Below are 25,862 nucleotides of genomic sequence, written 5' to 3' on the forward strand. Positions count from 1 at the left end.
ATGTGAGGGGGCATTCTTTCACTGATAAAAGTAGGCAAAGATTTGTGACAAATTATCATTATTAGGATGATGAATATGAAAAGAGCGAGAATTATTTATAACCCGACATCGGGCCGTGAAATTTTTAAGAAAAACTTACCGGAAGTCTTGCAAAAGCTAGAGCAAGCAGGCTACGAAACATCTTGTCATGCTACAACTTGCGCTGGTGATGCAACAGAAGCTGCTAAAGTAGCAGTAGAACGTCGTTTTGACGTTGTAATTGCAGCCGGTGGAGACGGTACCATCAATGAAGTCGTAAACGGTATCGCTGGACAAGACTATCGTCCGCAACTAGGTATTATTCCTGTTGGAACAACCAACGACTTTGCTCGTGCCATTAATGTGCCGCGTACGATTGAAGGCGCTATTGATGTCATTGTAGAAGGCGTAACAAAGCCAATTGACTTGGGCTGTGTAACAAACGACGGAGAAACGCATTACTTTGTAAATATCGCCGGAGGCGGCCGTTTAACTGAATTAACATATGAAGTGCCAAGCAAGTTAAAAACAATGCTTGGACAGCTAGCTTACTATTTAAAAGGCATGGAAATGCTTCCTTCTATTAAACCAACATCTGTTGAAATTGAGTATGACGGAAAATTCTTTGGCGGCGAGATTATGTTCTTCCTCGTTTCCTTAACGAACTCAGTCGGCGGTTTTGAAAAGCTGGCACCAGATTCTTCTTTAGATGACGGCATGTTTGATTTAATTATTTTAAAGAAAGCAAATTTAGCTGAATTTATTCGAATTGCGACACTTGCGCTGCGAGGAGAACACATCAATGATCCTCATATTATCTACACAAAAGCGAACCGTGTTAAAATTCATACAAATGATAAAATGCAGTTAAATCTAGATGGCGAGTACGGCGGATTATTGCCTGGGGAATTTGTAAACTTATATCGCCATGTAGAAATCTTTGTTCCAAAAGCAACAGCTGAATTGATGGAAAAAAATGAGATCGCCTAATTGCGATCTTTTTTCATGCTTTTCTTTGTTTGGCTTTGGCTCTTATGGTACAATCAGTTCAGCATTTTCAAATGACTAAAAGGATGTAACGATAAATGGAAAAATTAAAACCACCTGTAGAAAAAAATGAATATATAGATGTTGCGTTTGAAGATTTAACGCATGACGGAGCGGGTGTAGCGAAAGTGAACGGATTTCCTGTTTTCGTTCAAAATGCGCTGCCCGGCGAAAGCGGCCAAGTAAAAGTCATTAAAGTAAAAAAAGGCTATGCGTTTGGCAAGCTTATCAAGCACCATACAATTAGTGAACAGCGTGTTGAAGCACCCTGTCCGGTCTACAAGCAGTGCGGAGGCTGTCAGCTGCAGCATGTAAGCTATGAAGGACAGCTGCAATTTAAACAAAAGCAAGTAAAAGACGTCATGGCGCGAATTGGCCATTTACCTGACGTTCCGGTACATTCGACCCTAGGAATGAACGATCCTTGGCGCTATCGAAACAAAGCTCAAGTTCCCGTAGCAGAACGAGAAGGCGGTTTGGTCGCTGGGTTTTATCAGCAGCGAAGCCACGACATCATTAACATGGATGCCTGTTTGATTCAGCAGCAGGCAAATGATGATGTTGTTCAAGCTGTCAAATCAATCTGTGAAAAGCATGGCGTTTCTGCTTATCAAGAACAAAAACATAAAGGCTCACTTCGTCATATCATGGCGCGCTACGGACTTGTAACGGGTGAAATCATGGTTGTCATTGTGACTCGTACAGCTGAGCTGCCAAACAAAAAGCGTATTATAGAAGACATTATCGAAGCCGTGCCGAACGTGAAATCAATTGTTCAAAACGTAAACAGCAAGCGCACAAACGTTATTTTAGGGAACCAAACGAACGTACTTTGGGGAGAAGAATATATTTACGATTATATCGGCGACGTTAAATTTGCCATTTCAGCAAAATCATTTTACCAAGTAAACCCTGAGCAAACGAAAGTGCTTTATGACAAAGCGCTTGAGTATGCAGATTTAACAGGAGAAGAAACGGTAATTGACGCCTACTGTGGAATCGGAACAATCTCGTTATTTCTCGCTCAAAAAGCAAAAAAAGTATATGGCGTTGAAATCGTGCCTGAAGCGATTGAAGATGCAAAGCGCAACGCTGAGCTAAACGGTATTCACAACGCTGAATTTGAAGTAGGCGAAGCAGAAGTCGTCATTCCAAACTGGTACAAACAAGGTATCAAAGCGGACGTCATCGTCGTAGATCCGCCGCGAAAAGGATGCGACGAAGCTCTTTTGAATACCATCATTGACATGAAGCCGAAAAAAGTTGTCTATGTTTCATGCGGACCAGCAACTCTCGCACGTGACCTAGCTATTTTAGAAAAAGGCGGATATGAGACGGTTGAAGTTCAGCCTGTTGATATGTTTCCGCATACGACGCATGTGGAGAATGTGGCTGTATTAAAATTAAAATAACTCTTCATCAAAGCTGCTATCTTAGTAAAGATAGCAGCTTTTTTGCTTAAACAAGTATGCAAAAAGTAAAGTCAGAATTTCTATACTAAAAGCATTAACTGCTTGTATGTCCGTTTCATTTTGCCGTTTGTCCACCCCACCAACACAGCAAATTTCTGAATATACTTTTTTTAAGGTTTTCAATATTTTAGGAATTATAATAAAGAAGCAATAAATGAAAACATTATATTTGTGGTAAGAGGTGAAGGGACATCATGTATAGAGCAATTGCTATTATAGCAGGTTCTGTGTTAATTGGATTTGCATACAATTGGTTTTTAATCCCCCATAAAGTGTTAAGCAGCGGCATTAGCGGTATTGCTATGATTATAGGAATTTTAACGCCTGCAAGCACGGGAACAATGAATTTTTTGTTAAATTTACCCCTTTTAATTATTGGTTTTATGAAGTTAGGAAAGCGGTTTGTTTTACATACCCTGCTGTCCGTTGTGGCTTTATCAATTGCTTTATACGTGATTCCCTTGAGAGCTGTTAGTACAGATCCTATTCTGTCAGCTGTTTTTGGAGGAGTTTTAACTGGAATTGGCGTAGGGTTTGTTTTTCGTCAGTCAGCTTCGACAGGTGGATTTGATATTATTGCGATGCTTCTTACGCATAAAAAAGAATTTCCGCTTGGCGCTATATTATCAGCGATGAATGCCGTGGTTGTGTTTGTTTCAGGTTTTTTTGTAAATTGGGACGCGGCTTTATATACGATGCTTTCGATTTTCGTCACAGGAAAAGTAGTGGATGCGATTCATACTCGCCATATTAAGCTCACGTTAACCATTATTACGAGAAAAGGCGAAGAAATGAAGCAGCAGCTTCTTACGAATTTGGTGCGCGGCGTGACGTTAATGAACGGTGAAGGAGCTTATTCAAGAGAAGACCGTAAAATATTAATGACGGTGATTTCACGCTATGAGCTTGCAAACCTCAAGCAGTTAATTCAATCGGTGGATCCTGAAGCTTTCGTAAATATTACGGAAACGGTAGAAGTAATGGGGCTGTTTCGACGGGATGCCTATTAATATATTGGTTATTTCAGCGCCGATTTATGATAAATAGCCATTTTTATAGTATAAAAGTTATAAAAAAAGCCTTAAGAGTAGTTCTTGGGGCTTTTTTTGCGTAAAATATGAGTAAGAAAATATCGTGTATGAAAAGTATAAAAAAGGGAATTTGATAGAGTACATAAAATATTGACATCAAAAAGGAGAGACTATATGACGGTAGAATATCAGTTAACGAAAAAGAAATATTACGAAACGTTTATGCAAGAAAATGAAAATCAGCCGCCTGTAAAAGTCCTTGGACAAGCTTATTACGAAGAGCAGCAAAAAGAGTGGTACGACTTATCGCTCGTTCGCTTAGCCCAGGGAGAAGTTTACTTCCATAATCAAGATTTTGAGTCCGCGATTTTTAAGTGGGAGAATGTAAATGGTGAATTTAAGCTGTGGGCGAAGAAAAATACAGCCGACGCGCATTATGAATTGGGGTTGTCTACGCTAGCTGAAGAGCTTTACCTATCCATCGAAACGGATTCAAAAGTATTAAAAGCTGAAATAGCGCTAAAGCTGTTTTCGCTTTATACGGACCATAACAATATTGAACGAGCTTATGAAGTCATTAACGAGCTGGTTGCTTCTCAGCCGGATTATCCAAACGTCACGGCGATTGCACGCAGATTTTATGAAGAGCAAGAAGATTTTAACAGCGCAGTGGAGCTTGCGGTAGATGAGTGTATTCGGACAGAATCGTTAAATTGGTTTGCGGTATTAAAGACTTACGTAGATAAAGGATATACAGCAAACTTTATCCCTAACTATTTTTATCAAGTGATGATTGCATTTTACAAAGTGGATCAAGTGTATTTCAAACAGCTTGTCTCAGCTTTATGGAAACAATATAAGAGTCAGCCTCCTTATCTTGCTTGGATTAAAACTATCAATGATATTTTCTTGAATATTGAAGTGGGCCTCTATGATTATTGGCAAGAGATTTCAACTCTTTATCAAGAGACGTACACTGACTTAATGGAAAGTGATCATTCTGTAAAGGAATTGCATGAAGTCATTCCGAACGTATTAACAAACTGGCTTAAAATTACCAATAAGTCACGTGCGTTATTTCCGTCTGCGGCCGTGCTTTCATGGAATGAAAAGTTTCCGTCAACTATTGATACCATTACAATCGAAAATGCAGGCAGATTAATTTTTGAGGCGCGTAACGACATTGATGGTCTTGAATATCACTACAAGCTTTGCCATGGCATTATTAAATGGGCTAATGAAAATGGTTTAGAAGTGGGGCACACCTTTAAATGGTGGGTAGATTTCTTATTAGATGCTCATACGACACACTTATTAATTACAGGAACAAATGCTGCAACGTCTTCATTTGTGGGATCGATTACGGAAGAAAAGGTACCGCAAAATCACGAAACAACCTTTGTGTTCATTCATGATGAGGAAGAATCTATCCAGCAAATCGCTGATCAAGAAATCGTTCCGATGGAAACGATTGACGGAGCGGAGCAATCTCCTCACCAGGCGCTTGTAGAAGTGAAAAAACCTTTTGCGTTCCTTGATAAGCATAATTGTTCATGCATTGTTACGCCAAGCTTTACAGAACAAGAGGCACGTGAGCAGGATGCATTTAAATATGCTCCTTTAGCAGATGGTTTACTGTTTGTGCTTGATGCAAAAGAATCGCTGCTTGATGAAGAAAGAGAATTATTGCTGGAGATCAAAGAGCATGCGCCAAATACGCCAGTTCATTTTGTCATCAACAATATGGACAGTCTTTATAATCAAGCAACGATTGAGCGAATTACAAAAGAATTTGAAGCAAGCATTGGAGCTGATTTCCCGCAGGCACATGTATTAGCCTATACGCCTCACTACGTATCGAGTCAGCACCACGGAGACTTGGCTCAGTTTATTAAAGCTAATTTCTATTACGATCCAAATGACGTTGGAGTAGAAGAGCGTGCGCGCAGACTGCTGTTCTTTATTCAAAGCATGCTAAAGAGCTTAGTGGAGAAGAGAAATCAAACAGAAAATCATTTGATTGAAAGCATTAAATGGAACGAAGATATGCTTGTGCGATTAAATGGCTTCTTGCATCGAGTAGATGACTTAGAACAAGAAAAAGCGAGTAGTATTGTTTCGGCTTATCACGGAATCAAAGAGGATATTAGCAAAAAGCTAAAAAATAAAATTCCTCGTTTACTCAAAAAGTCTTCAGAATTAGTGAAGGAAGACAGCGATTTTAGTACGGTTCATATTGAGCTGAATAAACAAATGAATATGCGCGTGGAAGAGCACTTGCAGCAAGATGTCCTGCCCAAGTTCCGCATTTCTTTAAAGGACTGGATTGCTACATCAAATGAAGAGTTGATTGCAAGTCAAGTAGATATTGAAGAAGTAGCAGAGTCATTAAATAAGATGTACAATGAGCAAAAATTAACGTTAGCCTGCGATTTTAAAGTGCTGGACGACTGGCGCCGCGATGTTAATCGTATGGCTAATAGGGTTCAGCTGGATGAAGAAAATATTTTACTTCGCGTTAATCCAACGCAGCTCTTGTTAAAAGGAGCGGGAAAACTGTTTTCTTCCATTCTTCAAAACCAAACGCTGCTTTATAATCAATATAAAAAGTACATTGAAAGTCAAGACTATCAAGATATCACAGAATCAATGCTGGCAAAGTTTTTTATGCAATTTAATTTATTTGAGAAAAATTTAGAAGTTGATATTGAACTATTCTTTGAAAAGCCAAAAGAGGTTTTAAAAGAAACGATTGAAGAAACACAGGCGCATATTAATGAAAATCAAGACGTGTTAAGTCATATGAAAGCCAATCCTGAAGCTTACTATGATCCTTTAACATTATTCCAGCTGAGCTTGCGTCAGTATGAGTTAATGGTTAAAGCTACAGAAGAAGTACACTACAACGTATAAAAGGTGGAGCAGGATGTATTTAACGATAAAAGAAGCAGCAGAGTATCTATCTTTTCCTGAAGAATATGTACAAAAATTGATTCAAGAAGGAAAAGTACGAGCTATATTTGATGGTGAAAACTACTTATTAAATAAAGAGCAGTTTAACACCCATTTAGAGCAAATGGAAAAGTACAAAAAACAAATTGAAGAATACCTAAATGAGCCTATCCCTGAAGATATGGATGTAAAAGATGAAGATTGAAGGCAGAAGCAGAAAACAGATGTTTTCTGCTTTTTTCTTTTGGAATGAAAGTGTTAAAAAAGGTAAGATATGAAAGAAATGTCGAAAAAAGTTGGAATTTCGTTAAAGATGTAGTCTTTTTAGATGCTTTTTTTATATAATGAAAGTATGCTAAACAAAAAGGAGAAGGTCTATGCAACGATCAAGACAGTTAAGGCTGATTTTATTGCTTGCCCTGATTGTTGTCGCTTTGTTTTTAATTATTATTATTTCGAAAACACAAGGGATTATAAGTCAGCAAACGACAAAAAAAGTAGAAAACACAAGCGTTGCAATTCTCACCTCTGATGTACTGACAGATCAAAGCTGGGGCAGTCTAGCTTATAAAGGGAAAATCAACATCGAGCAGCAGTACCCTATTTCGGCTCAAGTTATTAGCGAAGTAAACACAAACAAAAAAATGAAGGAAGCTGCTGAAAAAGTTATTCAAAGTGGAACAAAAGTCGTAATTGGACATGGAAGAGAATTTTCTACCGTTTTTACAGAACTCGCTCCTAAGTATCCTCATGTTCATTTCGTCACCATTCACGGTACTTCAACTTATAAAAACCAAACGGTATATACATTTGATCAAACAAAAATAGAGCACCTGGCAGGCACGGCAGCTGCCATGAAGACACAAACGAAAAAAATTGGATTACTCGATACATTTGCAAAAGAAAAAAATCCAGGATTTGAACAAGGCATAAAAGCGTACGATTCATCGATTGCTTTTTATTATCGAGTTGTAAACAGCCGAGACGATGGAGCAAAAGCAGTAAAGCTGCTCCGCGAGTTAAAAGATGAAGGCGTCGATATCGTCTATGCTAAAGGAAATTCATATAATCAAGAAGTTATTCAAGAAGCGAAAGTACAAGGAATGTACGTAATAGGATATTTAGATGATCAGGCGTACATGGGTAGGTCTGTTATTTTAACCAGTGTGATCAATGATGTTCCTCAAGCTTACAACGTGATTATGAAAGACTATTTTAGTAAAACAGGTCTTCCAACTGGAGAAGTTAGACTTGACGCCAGGGATGGTGTTTATAAACTAGCGCCTTTTGGACCGATGTACAGTAAACGGGAAAAACAAATTTTATATTCGAAAGTTAGAATGTCTACCCAGCCGAAGTAACTATGAAAAAGAAAGAGATGATTATGAATCAATTATTTCGCAACATGTCATTCCGTAGCCAAATATTAACGATTCTTCTTTTAATTACATTCATGTTAAGCGGGTTCTCTTTAGTTTTAGTGCATGCCGTTGATAAAATGAATCATGTAAGCAACGAAATTAAAGATGAAGATGTTCCTCAAATGGTGTGGCTTTCTTATTGGGAAGAGCAGCTGAACATAAAAGAATACATTGTGAAAAATAATCTAAAGAACCCCACTGTCTCCTTGATAGAAGAATATCAATCATATGATACACGAGTTATCGAAAATAATGAAAGATATAAGCAGCCTGTGCCAAAATCGTTGATTCCACTGAAGGAAAAAATTGAGCTGCTGGATTTTAAGATTTCTAATAACGTACAAGGACTGCTGAAGTATGGAGATATAGAGGGAGCAAAAGAGTATCTTAAGGAAAATTATTTGCCGGATTTGCATCAGATAAAAAAAGATATTAATAGTTCAAAAGAAGAGACGGTTGATTCACTTGATACACTATCAGATACACTGTCTGTCATTATTAAAGATTCATTAATTTTACTATTAATTTTAACAGTAAGTGCTATTGTAGCTTCTCTTTATGCTTCTTATCGTATGAGTGCGAGCCTTACGAAGCCAATTGAACAAATGATTGAAAAAGTGAATGACATTGCAGACGGAGAATACGGTCTTGTTCTTCAAGACACAAAGCAAATCGAGCTGAAACAACTTTCGGCTTCTATCAATCAAATGTCGGTTAGTTTAGAAGATTCATTTTGGAAAATCATTAAAGATAAAGCGTATCGCCAGCAGATCTTAAATTCACTGCCTGTTGGAATTATTACAATGGAAGATGAGACAAATAGTATATTTGCCAATACCTCAGCAAAGCAGTTTTTAGATCTCGATGAAAAGGATATTTGCGGGTATATGGAGGAATGTCCTGAATATAATACTGAATTTTGGAGCATGTTGAATTCGGGAGAAATTCACGAAAATAAAAAAGTATTATTTGGAACAAAAGAGACGTGCTATTGCTTTTTAGCCTCTCAAACGCAGCTGTTTAACGAGCAGACCGAAAGCATCGGAAGAATTTTTTATTTCATTGATATATCGGATACCGAAGAATTAGAAAAGCGAATGCATCAGTCTGAGAAACTCGCTCTAGTTGGAGAAGTGGCAGCCGGAGCTGCTCATGAGATTCGTAATCCTCTTGCCGTGATTCATGGATTTATATCTCTTATGAATCAGTCTCTTTCTGATGAGGAGAAAAAGCGTTTTTACCTGCCTCTGCTTATGAAAGAGCTAGAGAGGATTAACTACATCATTGAAGAAATGCTGTTGTTATCAAAACCAGGGACTCCAGTGATGAAAAAAGTCAGCATGCAGGAGATTATTAATGAGCTATTGCCTTTGATTACTCACTCAAGCAAATTCACAGAAAAAGATAAGCTTATCTTCGATGTGAAACTGCAGCCGTATATATTAAAGGTAGATGAAAAACAAATCAAACAAGTTCTTCATAATTTAATTCGAAACAGTATGGAAGCCATGGATGGAGAAGGAGTCATTACAATCTACTCGCAGGTTCATGAAGATAGCTACTGTCTATACATTGAAGATACTGGAAAAGGAATTCCTTTGCATATACAGCATTCTCTGTACCAGCCGTTTTCCACTTCAAAAGATAGCGGAACAGGCCTTGGTCTGCCCATTGCTCAGCGTATTCTAGAAAGCCACGGAGGACAGATTAAATTATTATCTACTTCTTCCCACGGCACAGTTTTTGTTATTAAATTTCCTCTACATTAAGAAAACAGCCTCAAAAGGGCTGTTTTTTTAATGTGCTGTCAAAATAAGAGGACCGTTTTTCGTAATCGCAAGTGTATGTTCAAATTGTGCGGATAATTTACCGTCTGTTGTACGAGCCGTCCAACCGTTTTTATCCATTTTAGAATGCCATGTACCAGCGTTTACCATTGGCTCAATTGTAATAACCATACCTTCTTTTAAACGTGTACCTTTGCCAGCTTTTCCGTAGTGAAGAATTGTAGGCGCTTCGTGCATGGTATTTCCAATTCCGTGTCCTGTGAAGTCGCGTACCACAGAGAATTTTTCGCCTTCTACATAGCTTTGAATAGCGTGGCCAATGTCACCTGTGCGATTTCCTGGCTGTGCTTGCTCGATTCCTTTTAAAAGCGCTTCGTATGTAACATCTACTAGACGCTGCGCTTCGTCTGAAATGTCTCCAACGGTATGAGTCCATGCGGAATCTGCTAAACCTCCGTTTAAATTTACAACCATATCAATGGTTACGATATCACCGTCTTTTAACGGTTTAGTTGTTGGAAAACCGTGGCAAATTTCATCATTTAAAGAAGCGCACGTTGCATATTGATATCCTTTGTATCCTTTTTGTTCCGGCGTTGCTCCGTGCTTTGCTAAGTAGTCTTCAACAAATTTATCAATTTGCATTGTTGTTATGCCTGGTTTGATCATTTTAGCGATTTCTTTATGACAAGAAGCTAATAATTTACCTGCTTCGTGCATTAAATTAATTTCGCGTTCACTTTTTAATGTGATCATTGTTGTTCACTCCTTTTTTGATGTAACTTTACGAAAAAAGTTGAGCAGCGGTTATAGCGATGAAAGTCGACTATTCATCAGTTCATTCTTCTTTATTTGAAAATCCAAGAAATACAGAAGCCGTCTGCTATGGGGCGATATAAAATCATCCTTAATCATAACGCCCAATGGTAGGAAAATGCAAGATGCAGGCTTAAAAAGGAAGGGTTTGACGATAGGTATGTAGGGAAAACTGATAAATGAACATTGAATTGGAGCATTCTCTATAACAAATGCGGTATGATATAGTAAAATAAATGAAACAAAACAATTCTTTAGGAGGGGTATAGGAAAATGAGTGAACATGGAAAATTTATTGGATTTGCAGGTACATATACAAAAGCAGGCAGTGAAGGTGTCTATACATTTACGTTAGATACGAAGGCTAAAAAGATTGTAGAAGTAAAAGCCGTGGCTAAAATTGAAAATCCTACATACTTAAATGTAAGCAAAGACAACGAACATCTTTATACAGTTATTAAAGAAGGAGAAAAAGGCGGAGTAGCTGCTTTTAAGATTGATCCAAACACAGGGCAATTGAAATTTGTAAACAAACAGCTGCTAGACGGTGCTCCACCTTGCTATGTTTCAGTGAATGAAGATAATACGCTTGTTTTATCTGCTAATTTTCATAAAGGGAGCGTTGAGACGTATTCTGTTAATGAAGAAACAGGAGAAATTGAATATGTAGCATCCGTAGTGGAACATCCTCATTCAGACCTCAAAAAAGGACAAAAAGGAAAACCACACGTACACTATGCCGATTTTACTCCTGGAGAAAAGCACGTGGCCGTTGTGGACTTAGGTATTGATGAAATCGTGACATATGAAGTGGAAGAGAATAAATTGAAGGAAGTCAACAGTCTTTCTACATCTGTTGGTTCGGGCCCTAGACATTTAACGTTCCATCCAAATGGCCGCTATGCCTATGCAATGACAGAATTCAGCTCTGAAGTTTTATTTTTAACTTATGACGAAAGTAAAGGAAGCTTTACTCAACAACAAGCTACTTTAGCGATCCCGGCTGATTTTACAGAAAATAATCAAGGGAGTGCGATCCACATTTCTTCAGATGGCCGCTTTGTCTATGCAGGAAACCGCGGACATAACTCGATTGCAACATTCAAAGTAGATCAGGATTCTGGACAGTTAACATTCGTAGAATGGACAGGCACTGAAGGCGACTGGCCGCGCGATTTTGTTTTGGATCCAACGGAACAATTTATTGTAGCGTCTAATCAAGAAACAGGAAATTTGGTACTGTTTGAAAGAGACCAAGAAAGTGGAAAGCTAACGCTTCTTCAATCTAATGTTACGGTTCCAGAAGCTGTGTGTGTAAAGTTCCTCCACTATAAGTAATCGATATAGAAAGCCAGACCTGATCAAAGAACAATCAGGTCTGGCTTTCAAATCTAAACGGCTGTCACTTGCCTTGCGGGGTTAGTGCTATCCGCATAGGTGAATCTTTGAGCGAATAGTCAGGTAGTGTGCGTCCCTTAGCATCATTTATAATCTATCTACATATGGAAGAAAAGCCCTTTTGGAGGGCTTTTTTTTCTGGGATTATAGTAGAATGAAGAGAGAAAGCATGAAAGGCTGAGGTGATAAGTGTGGAAAATATATGTGAGTATCCAATTGTACAAGCTCCCATGGCAGGAGGAGTTTCGACGCCTAAACTAGCTGCAGCAGTATCTAATAGCGGAGGGCTAGGGTTTTTAGCTGCGGGATATAAAAGTGCGCGTGAATTGGAGCAGGAAATTATAGAGATGCACTCACTTACGAAAAAACCTTTTGGAGTGAATCTGTTCGTTCCGACAAATGAAAAAATAGCAGTTGATGCACTTGATTGTTACCAAAAAGAACTGTCAAAAGCAGCTGAATATTTGGAGTGTCAAGTTGGTATACCAAAGAATGATGATGATGAATGGAATGCCAAGCTCGACATCATTCAAAAACATCGAGTACCTGCTGTGAGCTTTACATTTGGGTGCCCCGATCGAGAGATTGTAGCAAGTTTAAAAGGAATTGGAAGCCGTGTTTTCGTTACGATTACAACACCTCAAGAAGCTGAAGTGGCTTTGAGAGCAGGAGCGGATGCGCTATGTTTGCAAGGAATTGAAGCCGGCGGCCATCGATCTACTTTTTTAGAGAGTTCGGTGGATTACCCGCTTATGAAATTGCTGAAAGAAGTTCGCTCAATCACTAAAAAGCCATTGATTGCTGCGGGAGGGTTGATGACGGGAGCTGAGATCAAACGTGTGTTACAGGAAGGAGCTTCTGCCGCTCAGTTAGGTACGGCTTTTATTTGTTGTCCAGAAAGCGGAGCGAGTGCTCTTCATAAAGAAAGCATTCTCCAAAAACGTTTTAATGAAACAGGTGTCACACGAGCTTTTACAGGGAAACGTGCTAGAGGATTTGTGAATGCCTTTTTTATTTCCTATGATAAATCAGCACCATCCGCCTATCCTCATATTCATTACATGACAAAGCCTATTCGAGCAAAAGCTACACAAATGAAGAATCCAGAGTACGCTTCTTTGTGGGCAGGAACTGGATTTACGCTGGCAAAAGAACTGCCTGCACATCTTATTGTGGAAGAGCTTGTACAAGAACTAAATGAATGATGAGAATTACGCTGTTGCTTGCTTTAAGTGCAAGCAGCTTTACATAAAGAAGGTGAACTCATATGCAAAACAAATTTACGATTGGGCAAATGGCCAGACTGCATGATATTCCGGTTAAAACACTTCGCTATTATGATGAAATTGGTCTATTTGAGCCTTACGAAGTTGATCCACAAACTGGATATCGTTACTATACGTTAGAACAATTTAAGAAATTAGATATCATTGTCTATTTAAAGCTGATGGGAGTTCCCTTAAAAGAAATTAAAAGAAAGATGGAGCACAGCAGCTTGGATGAATTTATTGAAACTTTAGCGGAGTATCAGCAGGTAACAAAAGAAAAAATTCGTCACCTTCAAAGAGTGAATGCGCAGTTAACAACTCGAATGAAGGAATTAGAGCAGACGAGACATATTAACCAAATAGGAGCACCGTTTATCAAACACCTTTCTTCTCGTGAGGTTGTTCAAGTAAAAGCGGAGGTAGGCACGTTAGACGGGACTGAAAGTGTTCTGCGTGATTTAAAAAAGAAAATTAGTCATATTACCCCCATTATGATTGGGAAAGTAGGGTTTATGCTATCGGTAGAAAACACGAAAAAACAACAATTTACAGATTACGATGGCATTTTTTTATTGGTCGAAAGCGATGTTTCTTTTAAGCATGAACTCGTTACGTTAATACCTGAAGGCGATTACGCATCTATTTATATGAGAGAAAAGAGAGATACTACAGGAGTCTATTACGATGCGTTACTGAACTTTATTAAAGCCGAAGGATACAAAGCAGAAGGGCCTTTTTTAATTCGGCGAATTGTAGATTCCTTTATTTCTCATCATGAAGAAGAGCGGCTGACTGAAATTCAAATTCGAATTACATCTTGACTATCCAGTAACTGGAGGGTTTAAGATGAGACTATTGTAGAACTGCTGAAGGGAGAGACAACAATAGATGAATCAGCAAAGTATTTCACAAGGAATGTCTTTAAGCCGAGGAAATCGAATTTTATTTATTTTAATTTTGGGTTCACTGAGCGCATTTGGACCGTTATCAATTGATATGTATTTGCCAGCGCTGCCGACGCTTGCCAAAGAATTGCATACTTCAGCTTCTTTAGCGCAGGTCAGTCTGACGGCTTGCTTATTGGGCTTAGCATTTGGGCAAGTGGTAATGGGACCATTCAGTGATATTCGCGGAAGGAAAAAGCCGCTTGTAGCAGCGTTAATTACCTATGCGGTTGCATCTGTTTTATGCGTGTTTGCGCCGTCTATTTGGATTTTTATCGTTTTACGATTTATTCAAGGTATGGCAGGAGCAGCAGGAATGGTTATTTCAAGAGCGAGCGTGCGGGACTTGTTTTCAGGTTCGGATTTAACAAAGTTTTTCTCTATGCTTATGCTCGTAAATGGGTTAGCTCCTATTTTGGCTCCGGTTGCTGGTGGACAGCTGCTGACGGTTATGTCGTGGCGCGGAGTCTTTGGTGTGCTAGCAGTGATTGGTGCACTAATGTTTTTTGCCGTTTTATTTGGTTTAAAAGAAACGCTTCCGCTCGAACGACGTAAAGAAGGCGGATTAACAGAAGTACTGAGTACATTTGGTGTATTGCTAAAAGATGGTGTCTTCGTGGGATATGCGCTGGCGCAAGGTTTTATTATGAGTGCCATGTTTGCTTATATTTCAGGTTCTACATTTGTCCTTCAAGACATTTATGGCCTGTCTCCGCAAATGTTCAGCTTTGTTTTTGCTATTAACGGTTTTGGGCTAATTATAGCTACTCAAGTGACAGGACGTTTAGCGGGTAAAGTAAAAGAAGCTACTCTTCTTATGTATGGATTGCTTCAAGCAGCGGTTGGAAGCGTGCTTTTAGTGGCCGTGATTGCTACTCACATGTCCGTTATTTTAGTTTGCATCTTGCTTTTCTTTGTAGTATCGAGCGTAGGAATTGTGAACACAACCGTTTTTTCACTCGCTATGGAAAATCAAGCTTCGAACGCGGGAAGTGCTTCAGCGCTTCTAGGGTTGATTCCGTTTTTGCTCGGAGCAGCCGTAGCTCCTCTTGTTGGTCTTGGAGGAGGGCAAAATGCTCTGCCGATGGGCATTGTGATTATGTTTTGTGATTTATTAGCATTAGGTGTGTACATGACGTTAGTGAGAAGGAAAACTGGATCATAAAAAAGCTACTTGGCTTTCAACAGCCAAGTAGCTTTTTAAATTATTGAGCTTTGTGCTCGTGATTTTCAAACGGCATTGTAACGCCAAGCTTTTGAATTTCTTTTTTTGAATTTTCCAAAATGCTTTCAGCTTTCGCTTTTGTTTCAGCATCTACCCCGCTTAGAAAATCTTTCTTTTTAGCAGGGAAATTCACACCAAGTTCTTTTAATTTGGCTTCAGCTTGTTCCTTAGTCAGCGTGCCGTCGCGAAGCTGATCCATAATAGCTTTCGCTTTTTTCTTTGTAGCCGCATCTAAATTGTTAAAAGGACCGCCTTTATGTTCAGGAAAATTTACGCCAAGTTCTTCTAATTTGGCTTCAGCTTGTTCCTTAGTCAGCGTGCCGTCGCGGAGCTGATCCATAATAGCTTTTGCTTTTTTCTTTGTAGCCGCATCTAGATTGCTGAAGGGGCCGTCTTTGTGCTGAGGCAAGTTTATGCCGAGTTTCTGTAATTTTTCCTGTGCTTTTTTCATAATATCATCAACTTTTTGTTGTGTTGCATCATCTATATTTGTTGTACTGCCATTTGTTCGCTCTACAACTGTTGAAGAGCTTGTTTCATCTTTGCTTGCTGCAAATGCCGTGGAGTTTGCAGCGGCCATAACTCCTAGTGTTAAACCGCTTGCCATGATATAACCGAATAGTTTCTTTTTCATGCTGTTGTCACTCCTTAAAAGTTATAGGGGTGTGGTACAGAGCTGTCCACAATTGTTAATGTAACCACCAATAGTGAAAAAATGGTGAAAATAGATAAAAAACGAAAAAATATAGACGTTTGTTGAACACTACAGCTCTTCTATTGGATAACAAAATGAAATTCGATATGATTTTATCTAAACAGCAGCAAAAAAGAATGGAGACTTTATATAGATGAACATTCTTAAAAAATTGGGAATAGCTTTGATAGTTGCGATAGCGGTAAGCCTCGTATTTTTGTTTCGCGATGAGTTAAAGCCTGGTCCAACGCTAGAAGATTTTTCAGGAGCAACTGAGTTGCATCCTGTCGTAGAAGAAAAGAAAAATAAACTTGTTCAACAAGCAAGTGACCAAGGAATCTCAATTGTCATTACGGAAGGTTTCCGTTCAAAAGAAGAACAAGATAAGCTTTATGCAAAAGGCAGGACGGAAGAAGGTAATATTGTTACCTACTCAAAGGGCGGCCAGTCTTATCACAATTACGGATTAGCTATTGATTTTGCTATTCAGTTAAAAGACGGACAAGTTATTTGGGACATGGAATATGACGGTAATAATAACAATCAGTCTGATTGGATGGAGGTTGTAGATATCGCGAAAAATTTAGGATTCGAATGGGGAGGAGATTGGCAAGGTTTTAAAGACTATCCGCATTTTCAAATGAGTCCGGAAAATATAAAAGACCACACACGCTAATAAAGCGTGTGTTTTTTTAGAGGGATAATACAATTTCACTATATCTATGTCAGAACCTCTAACACGAATAGAAGCTTGTAGTTTCTTTTTTTATTAATTTACCGGTAAGGTAATTATATATATTAATATAGTAAAAATATAGACGGATAATTAGAAAGATGGGTGGTTAGAGAGAACTGCCCCATAAAAATGAAAGACAATTCGTATAAAGATATGCGTTAACTAATATAATCTACTGATTAAGCTTATACAAGTACCTTCAGCCTAGCGAACGTATGCTTACATATCGGCAAATGCCAACAAAGCCTTTTATTTTTCTAGCATATTTTATTTGAAGGTAGTTCATTTTGATTACAAAAAAGAGATAATTTGTCAACTGTTGACTTTGCTTTAAGGGTAAGAATATAATTTTTAACATATTTTAAATATTTTAAAAATTTAAATATTTATTGTTGTTCGCAGATTAGGAGGGGGAAAATGATTGTTTTTGACGGAGTGAATAAATATTACGGTGATTTTCACGTATTAAAAGATATCAATTTAACAATTGAAAAAGGTGAGGTTGTCGTCGTAATTGGACCTTCGGGTTCAGGTAAAAGCACGATGCTGCGATGCATAAATTATTTAGAAACAATATCTAACGGACAGTTAACGGTAAATAATATATTGGTCGCAGATAAAAAAACAAATATTAATAAACTGCGCCGCAATATAGGTATGGTGTTTCAGCATTTTTATTTATATCCGCATAAAACAGTTTTAGAAAATATCACTTTAGCACCTATGAAAGTATTGGGACAGTCGTCAGAAGAAGCTAAGAAGACAGCCCTATACTATTTAAATAAAGTCGGAATCGGTGAAAAAGCTAACACCTACCCGTCCCAGCTGTCAGGCGGCCAGCAGCAGCGTGTAGCTATTGCGAGGGGACTTGCGATGAAACCAGAAATTATGCTTTTTGATGAGCCTACCTCTGCTCTTGATCCAGAAATGATTGGAGAAGTGCTGGATGTCATGAAAACATTGGCTAAAGAAGGAATGACCATGGTAGTTGTAACTCATGAAATGGGGTTTGCGAAAGAAGTAGCGGACCGCATTGTATTTATGGATCAAGGAAAAATCTTAGAAGAGGCAACTCCGGCTGAGTTTTACGAAAACCCGCAAGAAGAAAGGGCACGTTTATTTCTTAGCCGTATTTTAAATCATTAATTGTTTAATAGGGGGAGTAATATGAAGAAATCAAAAACGTTTTTAAAGGCAGCTATGCTTTCATTAGCAGCGGCTATGATGTTAGCAGCTTGTGGAGGGAAAAGTGAAGAAACGAGTGGATCATCAGCTAAAAAAGATGCGCTCACTGAAATCAAAGACCGAGGGAAAATCGTTATTGGAGTTAAAAATGATACGCGTTTGTTTGGCTTAAAGAATCCAAAGACGGGTGAAGTAGAAGGTTTTGATGTTGATATCTCTAAGCAGCTGGCTAAAGAGATTTTAGGCGATGAAAACAAGGTGGAATTTAAAGAAGTTACGTCCAAAACAAGGGTTCCTCTTCTTCAAAAAGGAGATATTGACGCTGTTGTTGCGACAATGACTATTACAGACGAACGTAAAAAAGAAGTAGATTTTACGGATGTATATTTCCAAGCCGGACAGTCTCTTCTTGTGAAAAAAGGCAGTAAAATTAAAAGCGTTGATGATTTGAAGAAAGGTACTAAAGTGTTGGCTGTTAAAGGATCAACTTCAGCTATTAATATTCGTGAAAAAGCACCAGAGACAACGGTATTAGAGTTTGAAAACTATGCAGAAGCATTTACAGCTTTAAAATCTAAGCAAGGAGATGCTTTAACAACTGATGATGCGATTCTTTATGGAATGGCTGATGAAGATCCTTCTTATGAATTGGTAGGAAAGCCGTTCACAGAAGAGCCTTATGGCATTGCTGTGAAAAAAGGAAACAAAGAGCTGGTAGATGCATTAAACGATGCGCTTAAAAAGATAAAAGACTCTGGAAAATATGATGAAATTCACGACAAGTGGATCAAACAATAAGCGTACAGTTTTCTTTTCTCAGGATGAGCAGCATTATGCTCATCCTGCTTGTTTAGTTGAAAGGAGGAAGAAAATTGTTGGATTTTTCAATTCTGACGAACAATATGGATCTTTATTTAGAAGGTTTTAAGTACACCATTATCGCCAGTCTGATTGCTTTAGTGGCCAGTTTTGTACTTGGTACAATCATTGCGGTAATGCGAATAGCCCCTCTCAAAATAGTAAATGTAATTGGTACGGTCTATGTAGAGTTCATTCGAAATATTCCCCTTGTGGTTATCGTCTTTTTTATTTTTATTGTGGCGGGAATCAGCGGTACAGCGGCCGGAGTGCTGGGACTAACTATTTATACGGCAGCTTTTATAGCCGAAGCCATACGAGCGGGAATTATGGCAGTTCCAAAAGGGCAGCTTGAAGCGGCACGTTCATCTGGCCTTACGTACGGTCAGGCGATGCGGTTCATTGTATTGCCTCAAGCCATTAAAATCGTCATTCCTCCTCTTGGGAATCAATTCATTAATTTAGTCAAAAACTCATCGGTGTTAGGGATTGTTGCTGGTTTTGATTTAATGTATCAGGCAGATCTTGTTTCTTCTCAAACTTACGTAGTGTTTGATGTGTATATTTTTGTGGCTCTGTTCTATTTAGTTCTAACGATTCCGTTAAGCTTAGGAGTTGGTTATCTTGAGAAACGTCTTGGTAAAACAAGCTGAAAGGAGTGAAAGTGATGGATTTTATGGGTGCTTATTCTCCTGATCACCTTTCCTTCTTAATGGAAGGATTTTGGGTCACTTTAAAAGTAGCATTCATTTCGATTGTATTAAGTTTTCTTATTGGAAGTATAGTAGGTATTTTAAGGTATGCCCGTATTCCAGTTCTGTCTCATGTACTTGCTTTTATCGTAGAAATTATCCGGAATTTGCCGCTGCTTTTAATCATCTTTTTTACATACTTTGCTTTACCTGAAATCGGAATTGATATGGAAATTACGTCAGCAGCGATTGTGGCCCTTACTGTATTTGAATCTGCTATGATTTCAGAGATTATCCGAAGCGGATTAAAATCAATTGAAAAAGGACAAATCGAAGCGGCGCGATCATCAGGTTTAAACTATTATCAAACGCTTCGTTTCGTTGTGCTGCCCCAAGCTTTGCGGAGAATGGTGCCTCCTTTAGTTAGTCAATTTATTTCCTTATTAAAAGATACGTCGCTTGCAGTAGTGATCGCACTTCCTGATTTGCTGCATAACGCTCAAATCATTTACGGACAGAAACAAAGCTACGTAGTCCCAATGTTTTTGATCATCGCGATGATGTATTTTATTGTAAACTATGCTTTATCTATCATTGCAAGAAGACTAGAAGTCAAAAGGGTGTAGATACTCTTTTGACTTTATTTTTGGAAAATAAATAACATTGACAATGTATTGATTCAACGCATAAAATGACTAAAGTAACAGTGGTAAAATCAGATCATTTTCATTCATCATAGAGAAGAAAAACAGTGTTGGTTCACCCCCTACTGAATATCCGGTAGGGGTTTTTGCGCAAGAAGTGATTTGGTTAAACTAACACGTAAAATGAACAGAAGGGACGGGCATCATGGAAAAACAAGATCAAAATTTAAAAAAAGGTCTGTTGCCTCGTCATGTGCAGCTCATTGCGCTTGCCGGTATGATTGGGACAGGCATTTTTAAAGGCAGTGCTGATACGCTAGGTATTGCAGGACCAAGTGTTGTACTGGCGTATTTATTTGGCGGTCTTATCTTATTTATTGTAATGACAGCATTGGCGGAGATGGCAATTGTCTATCCGAATATGAACGTACAAAATTTAGTGCATAAGGCATTCGGTACGCAAACCTCTTTTATTGTAGGGTGGCTGTACTGGGTGAACTGGATTGTCGTGACAGTTGTTGAACTGCTTGCGGGAGGAAGCTTTTTGAAGTTTTGGTTCCCTTCTGTACCTCTTTGGCTCTTAAGCTTTCTCTGTGCAGTGCTAATTGTAGGGATGAATTTATTTCAAGTGAAGTATTACGGAGAAATTGAGTTTTGGTTTGCCGGTATTAAAGTAATTGCTCTTACTGCTTTTATCATTTTGGGAGCTTTCATTTTATTCGGTGTGATTCCAAGTGATGTGCAAAACCCCTGGGCAAATTATACGGCTCATGGAGGCTTTTTTCCTCACGGCATGAGCGGTGTGCTGAGTGCCTTTTTAATTGTGATGTTCTCTTACGGCGGAGCTGAATTAATTGGTGTGGCCGTAACGGAAACAAAAGATGTGAAAAACGTGTTACCGAAAGTGATCAAAGGCTCAGTATGGCGAGTGATTGGCTTTTACATCTTGCCTATTTTAATTATTTGCGGCCTTATGCCCTGGAATTCTGTATCAGGACAAGACAGTCCATTTGTCCAAGTGTTTAGTATCACCGGACTGCCGGGTGCGGCTCATATTATGAACTTCGTTTTATTAACGGCCGTTTTATCAGCAGCGAATTCAGGGATGTATGCAACTTCGCGTACGCTCTATGCTATGGCTCAAAGCGGGGAAGCATCAAAGCGCTTCTTAAAAGTTTCAAAAAACGGTATTCCGATTAATGGTTTAATGATTACGGCTGTTTGTATTTTAATGGGTGTGTTTTTAGCTTATAAAACACCGGATAATGTAATTAGTTATTTAATGACCATTCCGGGCTTCACGATTATTCTTATTTGGGTAAGCATTTGTTTAGCTCAATTAAAGCTGCGTAAAGGGTATAAAGAAAAGCCGTTTTTCGCATTAAAGTGGTTTCCTTATACAACGCTTTTTGCAACAGCAGCACTGCTTGTTATTTTTGTATCGTTTATGTTTAATAAAAACAATGTGATTGGATCAAGCGTATGTGCGGTTATCTTGGTCGTACTCCTCATTTTTTCATTTATTAATAAAAGTCGAAAAGAAAAAAAGTTTGAAGTATAGCAAAAAGGCAATATACTAGAAAGACGAGGGTAAAAGCTTGTCTTTCTTTTTTTTGTGGAAGTTTCTGTATCACGTTACATATTTCTAGATGAAATGTTTAGTTAAATAAATAAAGGATGAGGACTATAATGGAATCAAATAATGTATTTACAACAAACCCAAAGAAGAAATCAAAGCACTTAGCCGTGATTTCTTTGGCGATTATGGGAGTGGGCTTCGTTGCCACAATGCCTTTTGGTGATTCAATTTGGGGTCGGTTGCTTCAAGGTGGGTTCGAAGCTGGATTAGTCGGCGGATTAGCGGATTGGTTTGCCGTTACAGCTCTTTTTCGTCACCCTTTAGGCATTCCTATTCCACACACTGCGCTGCTTCCTAAAAACAGACAGCGTATTACAAGAGGGCTAGTCTCAACGCTTGAAAACGACTGGCTGTCAAAAGAAAGTATTCAAGAAAAAGTAAAAAGAATTGCATTTACAAAGCGTTTGCTTCCGATTGTTCGAAAAGGTGTTCATTCGGAAACAATTCAACAAAAAGGAACAGCACTGCTTGTTGATGCGATTAATCGTGTGGATACAGAGAAAGTCGTTCCTATTATTGAAAAAGAGCTCAAATCATCGCTTTCAGCAATAGAGTTAAAGCCTATTGTGCATTCGATTGTTGGAGAAGTGGTAAAAAATCAGTATGATGAAAAAGCGCTTGATGTTCTTTTAAATAAAGGAGAGAGCTGGATTAAAAAAGAAGAAACGCAGTATCAGCTCGGAAGTATTGCTAAAAATGCGCTTGATAATATTGAGCTTGATGGGATTTTACAATTTGCTCTCAAATCATTTCAAAGCATGATTAATGAAGAGAAGCTAGGGTCTATTTTGCAAAATTTATTGCTTTCTATTACAGGGCGTCTTCGTAACGAAGATGATGAATACCGCCTTGCTTTGGTCAATGGAATTAGAAAAGAGCTGCAAGGCTTGGAGCAGAATGAAGAACTTCTTGGAAAATTAGAAGCATGGAAACAAAAAACGATTCATGAATTAAATGTAACGAACAAATTAACAGAAATCGTCGATAAAATGAAAGCGAAAGTGACAGCATTCATTGAAAGCCCTGAATTTATGAAAAGCTACGCCGTTCCTTACGTAGAGAGCTGGCTGAATGCTCTTGAAGAGGATGCACAGCGTCAAGAAGCAATTGATACGGCTATTCAAAAGCAAATCATGAGCTTTGTAGAAGAGAATCATTCGAAAATTGGACAGCTTGTTCAGGAAAACTTAGATAAATTAGATGATGAAACACTTGTGGATATGATGGAAAACAATGTCGGAAAAGATTTGCAGTGGATTCGAGTGAACGGAGCTCTATGTGGATTCTTGATTGGTATTGTATTAACGGTTATTAAATTAGCGGTATAAAAAAAGAAGCACGCTCCTTTTGGAGTGTGCTTTTTCTATTAATCATCTAGTTCTACACTGATCACGCCGCCGTTTTTGGCATCTACTGAAACAGTTGCTTCACGTTTATCGGCTGTGTCAATTTCAATTTCATATACTAAACGGTTGTTTTCTTGATCTAGATCCGTTTCATTGACCGTTCCTTTAGCACTCTTTAAAGCTGTTTTTATCGCTTGATCTAATGAAATAGCAGGGGAAACGTTTTGAAGTTTCTCTTCTTTCTCATCTTCATCGTCTTTTTGCTCTTCATCAAATTCAATGATTTTACCGCTGCTGCTGTCAATGTCTACATCGTATTCTTTATTACCTTTTGTGATGTCTATTTCATATTGTTTAACGCCGTCATCTATGGCTAATTGGATATTTGTAATGTCGCCGCCATCTGTTTTTTGAAGGGCAATGTCTTTTGCCTTTGCTTCTTCAATCGTTGTGGTTTGCTTCTTATTATTGCTTTTGGACTGGTCTGTCATTGCATATGCGCTTGCACCTAATCCACCGACTAGTACTGCACTGGCTAAAACGGTTGTAATAACTTTCATATGTTATGGCCTCCTCGATTTGTTGTTAAGACTATCTTAGCCAATGAACTTTAAAGGAAAAGAAGAAGAAGTTTAAAATTTTCTTAGAAATAAATAAAAATAGATAAAAAAAGCACAGCTTTCCGCTGTACTTTTAATCATCGTCATTTTCATAGGTGATGGAATCTACATGTCCGGAGTAAGCATTGATCATCACTTTAGCTTCTCTTGTTTTAGACTGATCAATTTCGACTTCGTAGAAGGTTTGGCCTTCTTCCTCTTCTATTTCAACTGAGGAAAACGTTCCTTTTACTTTTTTTAAAGCAATGTCTCTTGCTTGTTCCATTGAAATGAGAGGCTCGTCGGATGTAAGAGAAACTGGTGGCTGCTCGCTCTTTTTTTGCTCTTCTTCTATATTATTTTTAGTTTGAGTAGACGTTTGTTTCTCTACTTTTTGTTTGATTAATGACTGGACTTCTCCATTTTCTCCATTTACTGTGATGTGATATGGAATATCATTTTTAAGCAAAGTGATTCGATAAATCGGTTCATCATCTTTTTGGGAAAAGCTTGCATTTTCAATAGTGCCGCCATATTTTTGCTGAATCATACTGCTGACGTCCGATTCCGATAAAATTGTATCAGGCCGATTCACTGCTTTTGCTATTCCGTAAAAGCTAGCTGAACCAACAGCAAGAAAAATAAGTATAAAAAGCACCGTTTTCTTCATACATTCACCTCCAGTATCTTAAAAAGTAGTATAGCAGGCGATTCTTAAAAATCTCTAAGAAAAGGCGAGAAATCAAAGAGGAAAGGAAACCGTTACTGATGTCCCTTTTCCTTCTTGGCTGTTAATCTCAATACGCCCGCTATGAGCTTCTACAATCTTTCGAGCAATGGATAATCCAAGTCCAGAACCACCGGTTTCTCGATTTCTTGCTTTATCTACACGAAAAAAGCGTTCGTACACGTTGGATAAGTCTTCTTTTGGAATGCCAATTCCTTGATCTGTGACCGTAATCATAAAGCTTTCGCTTCTTGTTATGGTTACCTCTACCGCTTTTTCACTATATTTAATGGCATTATCTAAGAGGATGTATAGCAGTTGCTTTAAGCGTTTTTCATCCGCTGTTACGACGGGATGATCCGTTTTTATATTTAAATAAATGGTTCGTTCAAAGGCTTGTTCTAGATGCTTGATTGTTTGGTTACAGACGGCCGCCGCATCTACGTGTTCCATGTGAATCTCCCACTGAGACTCATCTTTCGCAAGCACCAGCATTTGAGACGTAAGCTGTTTCATGCGTAAAGACTCAGAGTGAATGGCTTCGATGGCTTCTTCTAAAATATCTGGACGCTTCATTCCCCATCGTTTTAGCATATTGGCATAGCTTTCTACAACGGTCAGGGGTGTTTTTAATTCATGAGAAGCATCGGATACGAACTGCTCTTGCTTTTTATAGTTTTCCTCTAATAAATCCATCATATTATTGAAGGTGTTGGCCATTTGATCTAACTCATCTTTAGAAGGAGCAGAGAGGTCAATTTTTTTGAATGTGCGAGACACTTGAATTTCTTCCATAGTATGAATAAGAGATTTGATAGGCCGCAAAATAATTTTACTTAAAAGCCGTCCAGCAAATATAGTTGGAATTAATATAACAAGAGAGGCAATGAGCAAGATAAATTTTAATGTCTGCAGAGATTGTTCCACATCTGCCAGTTGTTCCATGACTTCCAAAGAAACAACTTCACCGTTCGTCCAAATGACAGGGGTGTGTGAAATCGCGTATAGATGGCCGTCATCTTCTTTGATGCTTGTTTGTTCATTTGAATAATAGGAATAAGGTAAGTCCTGAAGCTCTTTCGTTTGATCCGTAACGGATACAACTAAAGGACTGCCGGATTTGGGTAAAATACGAATCATTCCGTTAGGAGGCAAATAGGCACGAAGCAAGTTGGCTTGTTTAACCGTCGCACTCGTTTGCTTTAGCCCATTTGTTACATTGCTTGTTTCTGCTTGCAAACGTTCAATGGCGTTGTCTTCCATGGTCTTCTTGAAAATGAAGTAAATCGAACTGTTTGCAATTACTAGCAGAATAAAAAGCAGCGCAGTTGATGTAAGAATAATCTTTGTTTGTAGTTTCATA

At 38.4% G+C, this 25,862-nt stretch carries 23 protein-coding genes; 18 read left to right on the forward strand and 5 right to left on the reverse strand.

Annotation, left to right across the window (positions count from 1 at the left end; genetic code table 11):
- Positions 1 to 75 precede the first annotated feature (75 nt).
- The 7 genes from AC1DRF_RS00135 to AC1DRF_RS00165 all read left to right on the forward strand — a co-directional run bounded on the left by AC1DRF_RS00135 (position 76) and on the right by AC1DRF_RS00165 (position 9,710).
- Complete coding sequence (locus AC1DRF_RS00135) at positions 76 to 1,008, forward strand: diacylglycerol kinase (protein ID WP_016762783.1); 933 nt, start codon at positions 76 to 78, stop codon at positions 1,006 to 1,008.
- Positions 1,009 to 1,103: 95 nt separating this feature from the next.
- Positions 1,104 to 2,477: a 23S rRNA (uracil(1939)-C(5))-methyltransferase RlmD gene (gene rlmD / locus AC1DRF_RS00140; RefSeq protein WP_029324650.1), complete on the forward strand. Its 1,374-nt coding sequence runs from the start codon at positions 1,104 to 1,106 to the stop codon at positions 2,475 to 2,477.
- A 254-nt stretch (positions 2,478 to 2,731) separates the two neighbouring features.
- Entirely contained in the window at positions 2,732 to 3,547 is an 816-nt protein-coding gene (locus AC1DRF_RS00145) for a YitT family protein (protein WP_013055060.1), read from the forward strand.
- 195 nt (positions 3,548 to 3,742) lie between these two features.
- On the forward strand, positions 3,743 to 6,481 hold the full coding sequence (locus tag AC1DRF_RS00150; protein WP_274157381.1) for a GTPase domain-containing protein: 2,739 nt from the start codon (positions 3,743 to 3,745) through the stop codon (positions 6,479 to 6,481).
- A 13-nt stretch (positions 6,482 to 6,494) separates the two neighbouring features.
- Positions 6,495 to 6,725 (forward strand): helix-turn-helix domain-containing protein, encoded by a 231-nt coding sequence (locus AC1DRF_RS00155; protein WP_013055062.1) that lies wholly within the window; start codon positions 6,495 to 6,497, stop codon positions 6,723 to 6,725.
- A gap of 172 nt (positions 6,726 to 6,897) precedes the next feature.
- Entirely contained in the window at positions 6,898 to 7,881 is a 984-nt protein-coding gene (locus AC1DRF_RS00160) for a BMP family ABC transporter substrate-binding protein (protein WP_477740204.1), read from the forward strand.
- A gap of 23 nt (positions 7,882 to 7,904) precedes the next feature.
- Positions 7,905 to 9,710, forward strand: a complete 1,806-nt coding sequence (locus AC1DRF_RS00165) for an ATP-binding protein (protein ID WP_477740205.1) — start codon at positions 7,905 to 7,907, stop codon at positions 9,708 to 9,710.
- A gap of 27 nt (positions 9,711 to 9,737) precedes the next feature.
- On the opposite strand, the gene map is transcribed toward AC1DRF_RS00165, so the two are convergent.
- Positions 9,738 to 10,484 (reverse strand): type I methionyl aminopeptidase, encoded by a 747-nt coding sequence (gene map / locus AC1DRF_RS00170; RefSeq protein ID WP_274157385.1) that lies wholly within the window; start codon positions 10,482 to 10,484, stop codon positions 9,738 to 9,740.
- Positions 10,485 to 10,817: 333 nt separating this feature from the next.
- Between map and AC1DRF_RS00175 the strand changes: the two genes are divergently transcribed.
- From AC1DRF_RS00175 to AC1DRF_RS00190, 4 genes are all read left to right on the forward strand, one after another.
- A complete protein-coding gene (locus AC1DRF_RS00175; RefSeq protein WP_427076844.1) occupies positions 10,818 to 11,882 on the forward strand; it encodes a lactonase family protein in 1,065 nt (354 codons plus the stop codon).
- A 251-nt stretch (positions 11,883 to 12,133) separates the two neighbouring features.
- The gene (locus tag AC1DRF_RS00180) at positions 12,134 to 13,147 is read left to right on the forward strand and encodes an NAD(P)H-dependent flavin oxidoreductase (RefSeq protein ID WP_274157386.1); all 1,014 of its coding nucleotides are present in this window, start codon (positions 12,134 to 12,136) and stop codon (positions 13,145 to 13,147) included.
- 62 nt (positions 13,148 to 13,209) lie between these two features.
- The gene (locus AC1DRF_RS00185; RefSeq protein WP_098248768.1) at positions 13,210 to 14,031 is read left to right on the forward strand and encodes a MerR family transcriptional regulator; all 822 of its coding nucleotides are present in this window, start codon (positions 13,210 to 13,212) and stop codon (positions 14,029 to 14,031) included.
- 67 nt (positions 14,032 to 14,098) lie between these two features.
- The gene (locus AC1DRF_RS00190; RefSeq protein ID WP_477740206.1) at positions 14,099 to 15,319 is read left to right on the forward strand and encodes a multidrug effflux MFS transporter; all 1,221 of its coding nucleotides are present in this window, start codon (positions 14,099 to 14,101) and stop codon (positions 15,317 to 15,319) included.
- 40 nt (positions 15,320 to 15,359) lie between these two features.
- On the opposite strand, the gene AC1DRF_RS00195 is transcribed toward AC1DRF_RS00190, so the two are convergent.
- The gene (locus AC1DRF_RS00195) at positions 15,360 to 16,013 is read right to left on the reverse strand and encodes a hypothetical protein (RefSeq protein ID WP_477740207.1); all 654 of its coding nucleotides are present in this window, start codon (positions 16,011 to 16,013) and stop codon (positions 15,360 to 15,362) included.
- Positions 16,014 to 16,227: 214 nt separating this feature from the next.
- On the opposite strand from AC1DRF_RS00195, the gene AC1DRF_RS00200 reads away from it, so the two are divergent.
- The 7 genes from AC1DRF_RS00200 (at position 16,228) to AC1DRF_RS00230 (ending at position 23,155) form a co-directional block, all read left to right on the forward strand.
- Positions 16,228 to 16,749: a M15 family metallopeptidase gene (locus tag AC1DRF_RS00200; protein ID WP_097824741.1), complete on the forward strand. Its 522-nt coding sequence runs from the start codon at positions 16,228 to 16,230 to the stop codon at positions 16,747 to 16,749.
- 477 nt (positions 16,750 to 17,226) lie between these two features.
- Positions 17,227 to 17,955, forward strand: a complete 729-nt coding sequence (locus tag AC1DRF_RS00205) for an amino acid ABC transporter ATP-binding protein (RefSeq protein ID WP_477740208.1) — start codon at positions 17,227 to 17,229, stop codon at positions 17,953 to 17,955.
- A gap of 21 nt (positions 17,956 to 17,976) precedes the next feature.
- Positions 17,977 to 18,792, forward strand: coding sequence for a transporter substrate-binding domain-containing protein (locus tag AC1DRF_RS00210; protein WP_477740209.1), 816 nt, complete (start codon positions 17,977 to 17,979; stop codon positions 18,790 to 18,792).
- A gap of 74 nt (positions 18,793 to 18,866) precedes the next feature.
- Entirely contained in the window at positions 18,867 to 19,505 is a 639-nt protein-coding gene (locus AC1DRF_RS00215) for an amino acid ABC transporter permease (protein ID WP_016762799.1), read from the forward strand.
- A 14-nt stretch (positions 19,506 to 19,519) separates the two neighbouring features.
- A complete protein-coding gene (locus AC1DRF_RS00220; RefSeq protein WP_013081471.1) occupies positions 19,520 to 20,170 on the forward strand; it encodes an amino acid ABC transporter permease in 651 nt (216 codons plus the stop codon).
- Positions 20,171 to 20,393: 223 nt separating this feature from the next.
- Positions 20,394 to 21,749 carry an amino acid permease gene (locus tag AC1DRF_RS00225; protein ID WP_477740210.1) on the forward strand — a complete coding sequence of 452 codons (1,356 nt, stop codon included), beginning with the start codon at positions 20,394 to 20,396 and terminating at the stop codon, positions 21,747 to 21,749.
- Between the two features lie 128 nt (positions 21,750 to 21,877).
- Positions 21,878 to 23,155, forward strand: a complete 1,278-nt coding sequence (locus AC1DRF_RS00230; RefSeq protein ID WP_477740211.1) for a DUF445 domain-containing protein — start codon at positions 21,878 to 21,880, stop codon at positions 23,153 to 23,155.
- Positions 23,156 to 23,193: 38 nt separating this feature from the next.
- Here the strand turns inward: AC1DRF_RS00230 and AC1DRF_RS00235 are convergent, their stop codons facing one another.
- From AC1DRF_RS00235 to AC1DRF_RS00245, 3 genes are all read right to left on the reverse strand, one after another.
- Positions 23,194 to 23,733: a PepSY domain-containing protein gene (locus AC1DRF_RS00235; protein ID WP_477740212.1), complete on the reverse strand. Its 540-nt coding sequence runs from the start codon at positions 23,731 to 23,733 to the stop codon at positions 23,194 to 23,196.
- Between the two features lie 133 nt (positions 23,734 to 23,866).
- Entirely contained in the window at positions 23,867 to 24,442 is a 576-nt protein-coding gene (locus AC1DRF_RS00240; RefSeq protein WP_477740213.1) for a PepSY domain-containing protein, read from the reverse strand.
- 72 nt (positions 24,443 to 24,514) lie between these two features.
- On the reverse strand, positions 24,515 to 25,861 hold the full coding sequence (locus AC1DRF_RS00245) for a HAMP domain-containing sensor histidine kinase (protein WP_427076837.1): 1,347 nt from the start codon (positions 25,859 to 25,861) through the stop codon (positions 24,515 to 24,517).
- Position 25,862: the final 1 nt, after the last annotated feature.

This window comes from Priestia sp. P5_B4 (assembly GCF_056400385.1).